9 protein-coding genes are annotated in these 13,042 nt (G+C 53.1%); 4 read left to right on the forward strand and 5 right to left on the reverse strand.

Translation table 11 applies throughout. The features are described 5' to 3' along the window. Positions 1 to 289: 289 nt before the first annotated feature. A complete protein-coding gene (locus J7413_RS11330; RefSeq protein ID WP_209098208.1) occupies positions 290 to 1,036 on the reverse strand; it encodes a hypothetical protein in 747 nt (248 codons plus the stop codon). A 190-nt stretch (positions 1,037 to 1,226) separates the two neighbouring features. Between J7413_RS11330 and J7413_RS11335 the strand changes: the two genes are divergently transcribed. Then, positions 1,227 to 2,174: a site-specific integrase gene (locus J7413_RS11335; protein WP_209098209.1), complete on the forward strand. Its 948-nt coding sequence runs from the start codon at positions 1,227 to 1,229 to the stop codon at positions 2,172 to 2,174. A 371-nt stretch (positions 2,175 to 2,545) separates the two neighbouring features. Here J7413_RS11335 and J7413_RS11340 read toward each other — a convergent pair whose 3' ends face one another. Then, positions 2,546 to 3,526: a hypothetical protein gene (locus J7413_RS11340; protein ID WP_209098210.1), complete on the reverse strand. Its 981-nt coding sequence runs from the start codon at positions 3,524 to 3,526 to the stop codon at positions 2,546 to 2,548. Positions 3,527 to 3,802: 276 nt separating this feature from the next. On the opposite strand from J7413_RS11340, the gene J7413_RS11345 reads away from it, so the two are divergent. Together J7413_RS11345 and J7413_RS11350 are read left to right on the forward strand one after the other, a co-directional pair. Beyond that, positions 3,803 to 4,777: an NADPH:quinone oxidoreductase family protein gene (locus J7413_RS11345; RefSeq protein ID WP_209098211.1), complete on the forward strand. Its 975-nt coding sequence runs from the start codon at positions 3,803 to 3,805 to the stop codon at positions 4,775 to 4,777. Between the two features lie 464 nt (positions 4,778 to 5,241). Next, a protein-coding gene (locus J7413_RS11350) for an IS3 family transposase (RefSeq protein WP_209098212.1) occupies positions 5,242 to 6,329 on the forward strand; the annotation gives its coding sequence in 2 pieces (ribosomal slippage) (positions 5,242 to 5,503 and positions 5,503 to 6,329; 1,089 coding nt in all). Positions 6,330 to 6,392: 63 nt separating this feature from the next. Here the strand turns inward: J7413_RS11350 and J7413_RS11355 are convergent. Together J7413_RS11355 and J7413_RS11360 are read right to left on the reverse strand one after the other, a co-directional pair. Continuing rightward, positions 6,393 to 8,903: a PAS domain S-box protein gene (locus J7413_RS11355; protein WP_209098213.1), complete on the reverse strand. Its 2,511-nt coding sequence runs from the start codon at positions 8,901 to 8,903 to the stop codon at positions 6,393 to 6,395. 39 nt (positions 8,904 to 8,942) lie between these two features. Next, positions 8,943 to 9,434, reverse strand: a complete 492-nt coding sequence (locus J7413_RS11360) for an oxidoreductase (protein WP_348538744.1) — start codon at positions 9,432 to 9,434, stop codon at positions 8,943 to 8,945. A 327-nt stretch (positions 9,435 to 9,761) separates the two neighbouring features. Between J7413_RS11360 and J7413_RS11365 the strand changes: the two genes are divergently transcribed. Further along, positions 9,762 to 10,376: a response regulator transcription factor gene (locus J7413_RS11365; RefSeq protein ID WP_209098215.1), complete on the forward strand. Its 615-nt coding sequence runs from the start codon at positions 9,762 to 9,764 to the stop codon at positions 10,374 to 10,376. Between the two features lie 39 nt (positions 10,377 to 10,415). On the opposite strand, the gene J7413_RS11370 is transcribed toward J7413_RS11365, so the two are convergent. Continuing rightward, positions 10,416 to 13,028, reverse strand: coding sequence for a calcium-binding protein (locus tag J7413_RS11370; protein ID WP_209098217.1), 2,613 nt, complete (start codon positions 13,026 to 13,028; stop codon positions 10,416 to 10,418). Positions 13,029 to 13,042 lie beyond the last annotated feature (14 nt).

The following is a 13,042-nucleotide window of genomic DNA, read 5'->3' on the forward strand; positions in this document are numbered from 1 at the left end:
CCCAGTTTTCAATGGGAGAGGGATGGGTGACGTGAATGTTGTCTGAGAGCTTGGTAGATACTGCTGCCGTCGCCTTGTTTGTGAATATTTGCGAATTGGGCCGAATTTCTAAGGGGAAAGCACGGGGTTCTCAGGGAGTTTTGTAGGCGTTTTCAGATCTGGCGACGTTCACCTTTGCTCGAAATCTTTCGATTGAAGGGTTTCCCCTCAAAAAGCCCAGCATAAGCTTTGGTGCCATTGCGGCAAAAGCTTTAACCAACCTTCCAAACCGACAACTCAACTCTTACACTCAGTCTCTTTTCCGCATAGAAGCCTTTGCTCTTGCTGCAAGTGTTTCCTCATCTCCATCGACTTCTTCCAGGCGCTTCAGCAGGCGTCTGACGCCTGCGGGTCCCCATAGATTACCGCGACTGGTGCGCAGCCCTTCGTTATTGGCAGCATCCGCTATGGCTTGGAGTGGCGCGCTTCCAAGTGTTTGTTTGAGGCGGTCGCGTACTTCGGCAAGTTCATAAGCTTTGCGGTCCGCTGGGTCGGATTTCACCTTCCTGGAAGCACGGACTGCGTCTTGCGTATTCAGGTGACGCTCTGCCTTCGGTATCGCTTTTCGGGGAATAGGTGTCCGGACATACCTGACCGGTCTCTCAGCCAGACACAGTTGCCTCAGCAGGGTTTCAGGGAGCTCACCCAGAAGTTTGCCTGTCTTGAGATCCCTGATGTTTTCCTTGAACAACAACAACTCTTCAAGAAGTGTCACGGTGTTATCGCCAGAATAGTGGGCAAATAGTCGGCGGAAATCGTCGATGAGAACTGCGCTACTTTGTTCTCTCACACTCTCTAAAAGTTCTTGCAGTGTTGGCAGATCGGTCAGCGATTTGTAGCTGCGAGAATGGTCGTAGAATACGCGCAGCTTTTCGGCAGCTCCCAACTCATTTGCCACGCCTTGAAGATTGGCGAGTTGTTGCTTGGCTGATGGGTGCTGTTGGATAGATCCATTTGGTTTTGGACCGTGGGTGAGTAGGGCATACGCTGGTATCAACGGGTTCTCTTTATGTTGTGGCTACATAAACGGGTGGATTGGAGGTGTATCTGGCAGGCTGTTCTGCTTCAATCTAAGAAAAGTGATGTATTTCGGCAACAATTACGGAAAATATTCGGAAATCGCCCGAAGGCTTCGAGGCCGATTACTAGCACAGATCGGTCAACAACTATCCAAGGGAAAGATCCGCATGTCCAAATCATCAAAAACCGTATCTGACGCGTGCCAAAGCTGGCTGAAAACCTGCCAGCGCAATGAGCTTGAGCGCTCTACAATGAAAGCCTATCGCAGCCATGTGCGCATCCATATTGAACCGAAGATCGGTGATCTTCTGCTCGCGGAGCTGTCGCGTGGCGATATCCGGGATTTCATGGATGATCTACTTGATGGTGATGTGTCGCGTGCACAGGTGAAGAAGATCATGGTGAGCCTCAGAGCCATTTTGACCGAAGCGGTTGAACGCGAATGGGCCAGCCACAACGTTGCAACCGAAGTGAAGCTTAAGCGCAGCTCCCGCGCCGATGGCAAGCGCGTGGATGTGCCAACCAAGGCAGAGATCAGAACAATCATAGCGAAAGCGCCTGCGTCACATCGGGCCATGTTCATCACAGCTATCTTCACGGGCATGCGGATTTCTGAATTGAGGGGCCTGACATGGGGAGCGATCGATTTTGATCGGCGCGTGATCCAAGTCCGACAGAGAGCAGATGAATACTGTGAAATCGGTTTGCCGAAGAGCCGTGCCGGCACACGTGAGATCCCAATGGCCCCGACGGTCTTCGAAGAGCTTTGGGAGTGGAAGGCTAACGCGCCTGAAAGCAAGCTGGATCTGGTGTTCCCAAATTCTGTCGGCAAGGTGCAGAACTATTCAAACATCTACAACCGCGTGTTCAAACCGATGCTTGTCAAAGAGGGTATCGTTGATGACAAAGGCGAAGCCAAGTTTGACATACACGCCCTTCGCCCTGCTGCAGCTTCTCTGTTTATCGAGCAACGCTGGAACCCTAAGAAAATCCAAACACTTCTCGGCCACGCATCCATCACGATGACAATGGATGTCTACGGACATCTGTTTGAGAACGCGGAAGAGGACGTGTCAATGTTTGAGAAGTTGGATGCCGAGCTAATGGCGGCTTAGATTATGAAAATTGCGACTGATTGAACCAGACGTTGTTGAACAGGCGGACCGACTTCATTCTCCCGATAGTCATTGACAGTGGTCGGTTTTGCCTTTCACCGCGTATCAGTTGGTTCCACGGCGCTCATCATCAATAGCCGTTCGCTGGTCCGAACATAGCTAGTTGCTGCCCAAGGCTCAAATTCTCTCGACCGATTTTCAACTTTGCGATCAGCTTGCGTATTCACAATAAACCTTTCTCAATTCTCGCCGGGTAGAGGTTCCTTGTTCTCGACGAAAAACGCTCTCCTTCTTGATTGAAAGGTGTCCGTAAAACTGCGGGAACTCTAACTCCAGGATAGCCTGCTGGCTAACGTATTTGTGACGTCCTCTCACGCTGTCAAACCTTCGAGATACGCTAGAGCGTCCTGAAACTCCTTCAACATTTTCTTGCTCAATATTATCGCCTCATCTCGGGTGAGCTCTTCTACCTCATCCAAAAACAGTTCTTGCAGTGGTACACCTTGCAGGTCGTAGACCATATCCATAATGTGATCTTGGCCACATAATACCGCAGCGCGTTCTAGGAAACCCTGCTTGTCGTCAACGAACAACAGAGCCCTCGCAAATGTCTGTTCGAAATACTGGAGGCTGACACCCCATTTTGCTTCGTTGACACAGTACCGACTTGGCGCGTGGCCAAAGTACTTCACATGAATCTTGAAGTCTTCTACTTCACCGTGAAAAAGGTTCTTCAGAACGATTTCCCATACTGGAAACACATAACCAGCCTTTTTGTATAGCTCCAAAGCAGTGTAGTCTCTCGCACTTACCGCAGCTTCGACACTCTCAGGTGTCAAACCATAGCCCAAATTTCGCAGTTCTTTATGGGGATTATTGCTGGTTTCCTTTTTGAGGCTTTCAATCTCCCTACGAATTACAATAGTCTCTTTTGCAAGCTTTTCTGTGTTCCTAGCTGTTTGCCCAGTGTTAACAGCCGTTGCTTCAGCTTGAACTAAGATCTCTTTCTGAATTCCAAGGAGTTCGGCCATGCTGCTTTGCATTTGAGCAGGAATTTCGAATTTAGACGCAAGTATCCCTTTTTCCTGACCGCCGGGCGTCATTCCTTGCCAAATCCAAATCCCGCCTGACAAAGCCATCATAAACAGTGAGACTATGAACGCTGGCGTTGAAACGTTTCGCATTGTTGGCCTTAGCGACAATAAGCAAAATACAAGGGCACCCCCCAAAAATACAAACGTTGATACCATTGCAAATGGGAAGATCGGCTCAGCTAAATCCATCAGCAGCGTAACCGTGCCTCCCAAAAACGAAAATGCGGTATAGGCTTGAAAAGTATATGCTCTGATCATCGTGCTTCATGCTTAGTGTAGTTCCGGAATCTAAACTCGACGTTTTCGCGAATATTGCAGCAAAAAGTTGTTTTGAGGAGCCTTCGTTGCGGCTAAGGTAGAGGGCGGAGATGTCGCTAGTTTTGGCACAGAAAAGTGACAAGGTTGAGGGCAGTTCTAGGACATTTTCGAAGGCGCAGGTCAGTCCTTACTATGCCAGAAGGGGATGACGAAACCGATGAGAACGATGCAAATATCGCGGCGGAATAGAACGCAATACTCACGGGAGCTTAAGCCATGCGCGCCATCCTTTGTTCGAAATTTGAGGGCGCGGATGCGCTTGAGCTTGGCGAAGCGCCAGAACCGACCCCTGCAGCGGATGAAGTGCTCATCGAAGTGCATGCTGCGGCGGTGAGTTTTATGGATAAGCTGATGGCCGAAGGCGGCTATCAGCTGAAGCCAGAGCTGCCATATGTCCCGGGAACGGACGCGGCGGGCATCGTTCTTGAGGTCGGCAGTGAGGTCACGAGCTTTAAGCCGGGGGACCGGGTCGTTGGGCAAATGTGGCATGGGAGCTATGCGGAACGTGCGGTGACCAAGCATTGGAAGTGCGCCAAGGTGCCTGAAAGCGTCGATTTTACCGTCGCCTGCACGGTCTTGCACAACTACATGACCGCCTATCACGCGCTGGTCCAACGATGCACGTTGAAGCCAGGTGAGACCCTGATGGTGACCGGGGCGACCGGCGGGGTTGGGCTTGCCGCGGTTGACATGGGGCGGATGCTGGGCGCGCGCGTTCTTGCCGGGACAGGCGATGTTGCCAAGATGAGTGTCCTGCAAGATCTGGGCGCGGATGCTGTCGTCAACATGCGGGAGGGGGATCTGCGCGAACAGATCAAGGAGCTGACAGGCGGCGCGGGATTGGATGTGTGCTTTGAGATGGTTGGGGGCGACACTTTTGTAAAGCTTGCCCGATCCATGCAGTGGGGCGGACGCATCACGCCAATTGGGTTTGTGAGTGGGGACATTCCAAACCTGCCGATGAACCTGCCTCTGCTCAAAGGCTTCTCAGTTGTCGGCGTATTTGAGGGCGCCTGGGCGGAGAAATTCCCTGCCGAAGCCACGGAGGCAGCCGACAAGATCATGAGTTGGATTGCGGAAGGGGAGCTGCAGCCACTTATTGATCGCGTTTTGCCTTTGGAGCAGGCGGCTGAGGCTTTCCGGTCGCTCCAGGGCCGTGAAGTGATCGGGCGTATTGTTCTGCAAGTCTAGACGGATCAGCCCGTCGCTATGTCTAGTGGACAAGCCGCGGCACGCTATCTTGTGGAAGTTGTAGCAACCGCTGCGAGGAAGCTGCATTTTGGCATCTGATTTCAGGGTGAACGGCAACTTCCGGCAGAAGGGCTCACAAATAGATTGGCGGATGCAGCGCGACCGAAGGTGCGCGAGATCATTTATGTAGTTGCTACATAAATGAATAATTTATTGTCGGACCATTCTGGATGGATTGAAAATCCTCGTGTCGGTGGTTCGATTCCGCCCCCGGGCACCATTTAACTAATTGGACTAGTTAAATAAATCTTACTTGAAGCATTTTCGTCGTGGCCACCGCACTTGGCTTGGGTGCGGTATGGGTGGCAATTGTCGATCTTGCATAAATTCGTTCGGTAATCCCCCTAAAATTAGTGGTGTTCAAAAGTAGAATTTTCTCGGCAAGATATCTGAGGAGATTTACGATGAAGAATGGACGATACAGCGACGCACAAATCATGGGCGTGTTGAAGCAAGCAGAGAGCGGTGTGCCCGTTTCTGAGCTTTGCCGTGAACATGGGATGAGCAGTGCCAGTTTCTATAAATGGCGCGCGAAGTTTGGCGGTATGGACGCGTCATTGATGTCAGAGATGGAGGACATGGCCGAAGAGAACCGGCGCTTGAAGCGCATGTATGCTGAGATGAGCATGCAGAACGATTTGCTGAAGGAGGCTCTTGGAAAAAAGCGCTAAGGCCGTCTCGAAGGCGAGAGATGGCCATGGATGCGGTCGCGCGACACGGAGTGAGCATCTCGCTGGCCTGTCGCACGTTTCAGGTCAGCGAGACATGCTATCGCTACAGCCCGGTTTTGAGCGATGAGAACAAGGAGATTGCAGACTGGTTGGAGCGGCTGACGGCCAACAAACGCAACTGGGGCTTTGGCCTGTGCTTTTTGTATCTGCGCAATGTGCAGGGCTACGGCTGGAACCATAAGCGCGTCTATCGGATCTACTGCGAACTGGAACTGAACCTGCGGATCAAGCCCAAGAAGCGCCTTAAACGCGACAAACCAGAACCTTTGGCAGTGCCTAATGTCCCAAACGACACGTGGTCGATGGATTTTATGGCAGATCAGTTGGCAGACGGTCGGTCGATCCGGACGTTAAACGTGTTGGATGACTTTAATCGTGAAGGTCTTTGCATCGACGTGGATTTCTCATTGCCCGCCGAGCGCGTCGTGCGAAGCTTAAACCAGGTCATCGAATGGCGGGGCAAACCAGACACTATTCGAGTTGATAATGGTCCCGAATACATCAGTGGAAAGCTGATGGAGTGGGCTGAAAAACAGGGCGTTAGGCTGGAACACATCCAGCCTGGCAAGCCACAACAGAATGCATATATCGAGCGATACAACCGTACCGTTCGCGGTGAATGGCTGAACCAATACATCTTTGAAACCATCGAGGAGGCACAGGATCAGGCAACGAAATGGCTCTGGACTTACAACAACGAACGACCCAACATGGGCATCGGCGGTATCACCCCCGCCATGAAACTAAAAATGGCCGCGTGAATTCTACGACTGGACCCCATTAAAAATGGGGGGATTACCGTAGCACAGTTTTTAGGGCTGAGACTAATTTCCTTCACTTTGTTGCCTCAACGCCGCCTTGATATTATTCTCTGCTCTTTTTAGCTCTTGATGCAAACGGGGGACTATCTCAGTGCGTTCCTCTCGCCAAACTCCGTTTGGGAGATTTTGCAGCGATTGCAACTGTTCCCATAGAATAGTCAGGCCAAGGACTGCTGCTGAGCCGGAAAGCTGATGTATCTCTTCCCTATCTGACCGCGTAAGATCGTCGTGGGTGACGAGGCGCTGCAGCAAACTGTCTAGCGATATCAAGAGTTCTTTCGATGCGTCGCGAAAGCGCTCTGGTCCAAAATGGTCGAGAAATTCGTTAACTACCGTTCCATTTGCTGGGCTCTCTTTGTTCCCGATGGGCAAGTCAAAAACACCTGATAGGCACTGGTGCACAGCTGAGCGCGTGATGGGTTTGACAAGCAGGCTTGAGAAACCAGATGCCAAGATTTGTCTGTGATCTGCAGGTGACGCGTGGGCTGTGACGGCAATCGCTGGGGAAAATTTTTGCTCTTTGCGAATTTGTCGGAGTGTTTCGATACCGTCGATCCCTGGCATGCTGATGTCGAGCATGAGTACATCAAATTCGTGTTCTCTCGCCAAATCAATTGCATCATACCCATTTGAGGCTTCGACGATATGACCGCCAAAGTCAGTAAGCAACGCTCCTAAAACATCACGGTTGATCTTGTTGTCATCCACAACGAGTGCGCGAAATTTCCTTTGCAATTGTATGCCTTGGCTTGCTGGAGCTTGGGGCTTTGCAACTTCAGTCTGTGGTGCAGCAGGCAAAGGCAGGCGCATCACAAAGAGGCTACCTTCGCCCAAGATGCTGTCTGCTTCGATTTCGCCGCCCATTTGCTTGACCAAGCGCTTTGTAATCGCCAGGCCCAGCCCAGTTCCGTTCGCTGAGCGATCAAACGAAGTATCTACAGTGACAAATTCTTCAAAAATCGCTTCTAAATTTTCTGTTGCGATGCCCACACCAGTGTCAGAAACCCGCAACTCAATCATTTGGTTTTGTAAACGTTCAACCTCGATGTTAATTGAACCGTCGCGGGTAAATTTTATCGCGTTGCCAGCAAGGTTCACGATGCTCCTCTGGAGAGAGCGGCGATATCCAAACACAAATCCAATGTCTTCTGGGCGAACATTTGCGGCGATGACATTGCCGCGTGCCTGCGCGCTTGCGCTCAGGCTTTTGACACACTCATCTATTAAGGCCGACAGATCAAAAACCGATTGTTCTGTGAATGCGCTGTTCGCGGAAAGTTTTGAAAAGTCCAAGACGTCATTCACATGAGACAGAAGAAGGTCACCGGAGACTGAGATGGCATTGAGGTGCTGCTTGTTTTGTTCTGACATGTTCGACTGATCGATCAGTTCCAATGATCCCAAAATACCATTTAGCGGTGTCCGCATTTCATGGCTCATCACTGTCAACAGATTTGATTTGGCTTTTTCGCCGAGTTGCGCTTTTTCGAGTGCCTCTTGCAGCTTTTGCTCTGCTTGGATCTCTTTGGTGATGTCTCGCAAATAAGACACAAAAACCTTCTCCCCGCGCGCTTGGGAGAGGGATATCGACAACTCGACAGGGAAAATTTCTCCGGACTTTCGGAGTGCCTCTAGTCGAAGTCTGCCTGCGCCGATTACTTTCTTCTCGCCTGTTTGCAGGAAACGCCGCATGCCTTTTGTGTGGGCGTCTCGCAGGTGTTCTGGAACAATAAGTTGAACCATATCTTTGCCCAGTACTTGGCTCCTTTCGAAACCAAATACGTCTTGGGCGGCGCCATTGAATTCGATGATACGTCCAGAGGAGTCGACGATCAAAATCGCATCTAGTGAGGACGAAATCGCAGCTTCAAATCGCGTGCGTGCAATTTCGCTAGAAAGCGAAATTCGTCGGCCCTGGCGATAGAGCGCTATCAAAATCGCTAGGGCGATGAACAGCACTGCGATCAATGAAACAATACCCATCACGAGGCGCGTCAAAGTGCGGGAAAAGGTTTCACGCTGAAGCGCTTCTTGACTGGTAAAATTCTCAATTCCGGAGAGTGCAAGGCCGCGGATGTTTGGTCCGAGGTTCTCAATGTTGTGGTAGATACCCCCGAGTGCGGCGCGGAGCTCGTCATCCGTGCCGTCAATCAGGGGCGTTGTGTTGTCGAGAAAATTGGTCGCGGCGCCTAAGTGGGAGTCTATTGTGGGATCACCCCTAAACGACTGATAAAGCCTGCTTTGTTGCAAGGTTGTGATGCGACTGTAAAAGATATCAAAGCGTTTTCTGACTTCCGATACATCTCGATCTGGATCTGCAAGCACGCCTTGCACCGAGTTCTGTAATCGCAGCAACTCGACTTCGAGTTGAGACATTCGCCAGCTTACGTCATCGTTTTGCGCCGCTGACAGAACACGCATATCTGCAATCACAGAACGCCCCAATAGGCCTATCAGCCCAAGGCTTAGTGCCATAAGCGTGACTAATAAAATAAAGGGCCAACGGCCAATCATCCGTGACAGTCTTTCGCGTATAACGTGTTCCTTACCTCTTTACTCCGAAACCACTTCAATACGGTTGAGTTGCCAAATGCTACGCGAATAATATTCCTCTGTATTATACGTCGGGTTGCTTTCGAATGGGTAAACGATCCACAATGGCCCCTTGTCACGCAAGGACATTTCTTCGCCGTTTCTTAAGTAGGCAACAATTGGACCAGATGGGATTGCATCCGTCGTCGGAATAGAAACTGCGTAGTCATTTAATGCTGTCGCACGTAGCATGCCTTCGCTGGCACCCACATGTTGCATTAAACTGTGTAGCGAAACGCCTACGAAGGTCTGTTGTCCCTCAGTCCAGATTGTGTTTGTTTGAAAGCTTTCTTGAGGCAGCTCACGCAGGTCCTCTGCGCTAAAACTCCACTGGCTTGGTGTCGGCGATCCTTTGATGTCACCGGAAACGGTCAGTATTGTTTCAGCAGCGCTCGTTGTAGCAAAACAAAGCGACATGACGCTTGCGATACAAAATAATCTTGCAAGTGGCACGGGTTCATCTCCTTTAGACATTTTCAAAATTTGTGCTTGGGATGTGTGTGCCACGCTTTTGAAGTTGCTGGCTGGTGCAAAGGGCGCGCGTTGTAACCTTTAGGATAGAGAGGGCCGACTTTCGCGACTCTGACCCTACGTTAGCTTGTCTCGATAAGCAAAATCTCATCAGGATCTACTGAAGTCAGACCGATGGGTCAGATGATTGAAAGTAAGGAGACAGTGATGCGACAGCTGAGTTTGAAAGGTGGGGGAGAGTTTACTAGCGCTGCGTATACCTCCGGGTTAGTGTCATCTCAGGCCAATCGTATAAGGCGTACAATTTCGATGCGAATATTGCTTGCAGATGATCATGGGATGGTTCGCGAAACCATTTCTGCATATCTTACGACTGAAGGGCGCGCTGCCGTTGTAGCAGTGTCTGATTATTTTGAGGCCATGAAGGCGCTGGAGCAGAAGGGGACCTTTGATCTCGTTTTGCTGGATTTCAGCATGCCGGGCATGAACGGGCTGCAGGGATTGACCGATGCTTTGGCCAAATACCCGGAACAGCCCATTGCGATTGTCAGCGGCACCGCACCCAATAAGGTGGCTCAGGAGGCGCTGGATGCGGGAGCGATCGGTTTTTTGCCTAAAACCATGGGGGCCAAATCGTTGGTGAACGCCGTGCGATTCATGATCGCAGGAGAGAGTTTTGTGCCGCCCAGCGTTATGGCAGGAGGCGAAGCGGCAGAAGAAACGGCCTTTACCAAGCAGTTCAGCCAACGCGAAAAAGAAGTGCTGACGGGCCTTTGCAAAGGCCATTCCAACAAGGAAATTGCGCGAGACCTGGATCTTCAGGAGGTCACGATCAAGCTGCATGTGCGTACCCTTTGCAAAAAACTGAATGCGAAGAACCGCACACAGGCGGCGCTGATTGCGAAAGAGGCGGGCTTTGAGTAGGGGCTTGCGCCCCCAAGCCCACCTCTAAGAGCCTGTCTGTCAGAACAGGATGGTGTCATAAAGATCGCCAACATCTGCGGCCGAGCCTTCCAGCACCAGCGTGGTGCTGTTTGACAGGGAGATCTGCAGATCATCGCCGGAGTTTGTGACATGCGTGGCGAACCATTGCAGATGTTCCGCGTCACTTGCGCCCAACTCCAGGCGGCGGAAGTCCAGACGGTCACCTCCATCTGTTTCGAAGTCCAGAATGCGGTCGGTGCTGCCGTCCAGATCATCGCTGCGGAAGATGAAGCGGTCAGCGCCGCTGCCGCCTGAGGCGAGGTCTGCGCCAGCCCCGAGGTAGAGCCGGTCGCCGCCTGCGCCGCCGTCCAGAGTGTCATTGCCTGACGCGCCGCTGAGATAATCGCGATCATCGCCGCCATTGAGCACGTCGTTGCCGCTGTCGCCGCGCAGGCTGTCGCGCCCCAAACCGCCTGTGAGCACATCGTCGTTCACACCGCCACGCAGATCGTCACTGCCTGCGCCGCCATCAAGCTGGTCGTTGCCGGAACCACCCCGGAGGATGTCTGCGCCATCCTCGCCGTCGAGCGTGTCATCACCTGATCCGCCCACAAGACTGTCCTCGGCTGCGCCGCCTGAGAGTGCATCATGGCCGCTGCCGCCTTCGAGCGTGTCGGCGTCTGCGCCGCCGTCGAGGATATCATCGCCGGACCCGCCGCGCAGAAGATCAGCGCCTGCGCCACCTTCGAGCGCGTCGTCGCCCGAGCCGCCATCTAGGGTATCCGCTCCGGTGCCGCCCTCCAGCGTGTCGTCTTGGCCGCCGCCTGACAACACATCGTCGCCAGTGCCGCCATAGAGGGCGTCTGAGCCGGAGCCGCCATACAAGACATCATTGGCTGCGCCGCCATCCAGCGTGTCGTGGCCAGCGGAGCCTTCCAATGTGTCGTCTCCGGCACCGCCAAGCAGCAGGTCGTCGTCCTCTGGCAGGAGGCTTCCAAATTGATCATAGCGCAATCCATCGACGTAGTGGGAAACGATGTTGCTTTCATAGTTGGGACCCGCCCCGCCGTGCAGATAATCACTACCATCTTCGCCACGTAGTTCGTCTCCGGCGCTGCCGCCGATAAGGGCGTCGGTGCCGATGCCGCCGCTGATGGTGTCATGCCCCGCATTCCCGGAGAGATGGTCATCATAAGTCAACGCGCCCTCGGTGGTGGCCACAAGCTCCAGATCGCGCAGGAGCACGGAGGAGCTGAGATCCACCTCAGCAAAGGGGCTTTCTGCGGTCGGGTCCGCGGCGCCGTCGTTGGAATAAGACCGGGGCGCATTGGTGATCAGGTGCAAGGCCGCTTCGCCGGTGTCGGGAGCGATGATGACCTGATAGATGCCGCCGGAGCTGCGGGTGCTGTTGTTCATATCGTGATCGCCGGAGTTGCCGCCCACATAGAGCGTGCCATCGGCATCCACGATCGCAGCGCCAAATGTTATGGCCGGTGCGCCAGCAAGGGTCTGGCCATCCACCACGGTTGATGTGACTGGAACGGTGGAGAAGGTGGGCTCACCAGAAGAGATGTCCACGACCAGAAGGATGGTGTCGTGACCCTCCCCCGGTGGGCGGGCCACACCGTAGAATTTCTGGCTGCCGGCATCGTAGGCCACATCATAGACACGATGCTGCACCAGAGAGCGGGGCAGGTGGTGTACGGTGACCTCGGGGTTGCCGTTTTCGTCAAATGTATCGACGTCGATCACGGCGATGCGGTCCATACTGGATTCAAACGACCAGAGATTGCCCTGATCATCAAAATCCCCTGTCCAGGAGCGGTAAGGCGTTTCACCGATCCGGTAGCTGTGGCCTTCGGCATCGAGCATGATCAGGTCAGAGCGCTGAACCGCATTGCCAAGGCTGTCGACACCGTTGCTGACGGCAATCGCATAGAGCAGATCGTCTTCGGCGTTGTAGCCCATGGAGTTCACATTGACCGTACCTGCGGCGCCTGCGATCTCATAGCTTTGGGTTTCCACGTCAAAGACGTGCAGCGTGCCGTTGAGCACCTGATAGAGATTGGATTGGCCATCCGCAAACGCCGCGACGGTGACGGTTTGCCCGCCGATCTCCATCTCTTTATCATAGTGAAACGCAGGGCCGGAGGTGTCTATGACCGGGCCTTGGCCCTCGCCCTGAACCGAGCGGATGGTGATTTCAGGCGCATTGCTTTGCGCGGTGAAGGTGGCCTCGAAAGTGGAGAAAGCCCCGCTTTCTGAAGAGAAGTCGCCGACCACCACACCGTCGACGAGAACCTCGATTGAGGCGTTGGTCAGACCGGCGGAGAAGTTGGCCGCAAGATCAAAGCTCAACCGGTAGACGCCGTTTTCTGCCAGGGAGAGGCTTTGGCTCATGGATTGGTGACCGCCATCCAAGTCGATGATGGTCCAGTTGCCGCTGTTGGCATAATCCTGAAAGCCGGAGGCGCCAGAGGTGCCAGACAGCAGGTTTTCCTGAGCGTGATCGCCGTGGATGACATCGTTTCCAGCAGAGCCGGTGAGCGTGTCATCCCCATCCAGCCCGACCATGAGGTCGCTGGCTTGCGTGCCATCAAAGGCGTCGGACAGAATTGTCCCGATGAGTGTGTTTTCTGTTGAATCAGGCATAGCCGTTCCTTTCC

Source organism: Shimia sp. R10_1 (assembly GCF_017744095.1).
Lineage (GTDB): Bacteria > Pseudomonadota > Alphaproteobacteria > Rhodobacterales > Rhodobacteraceae > Shimia.

Bases quoted from the DNA above. Each gene is read 5' to 3' on its own strand.
- J7413_RS11335 (WP_209098209.1), top strand. From the start codon at position 1,227: ATGTCCAAATCATCAAAAACCGTATCTGACGCGTGCCAAAGCTGGCTG.
- J7413_RS11340 (WP_209098210.1), bottom strand. From the start codon at position 3,526: ATGATCAGAGCATATACTTTTCAAGCCTATACCGCATTTTCGTTTTTG.
- J7413_RS11345 (WP_209098211.1), top strand. From the start codon at position 3,803: ATGCGCGCCATCCTTTGTTCGAAATTTGAGGGCGCGGATGCGCTTGAG.
- J7413_RS11355 (WP_209098213.1), bottom strand. From the start codon at position 8,903: ATGATTGGCCGTTGGCCCTTTATTTTATTAGTCACGCTTATGGCACTA.
- J7413_RS11365 (WP_209098215.1), top strand. From the start codon at position 9,762: ATGCGAATATTGCTTGCAGATGATCATGGGATGGTTCGCGAAACCATT.
- J7413_RS11370 (WP_209098217.1), bottom strand. From the start codon at position 13,028: ATGCCTGATTCAACAGAAAACACACTCATCGGGACAATTCTGTCCGAC.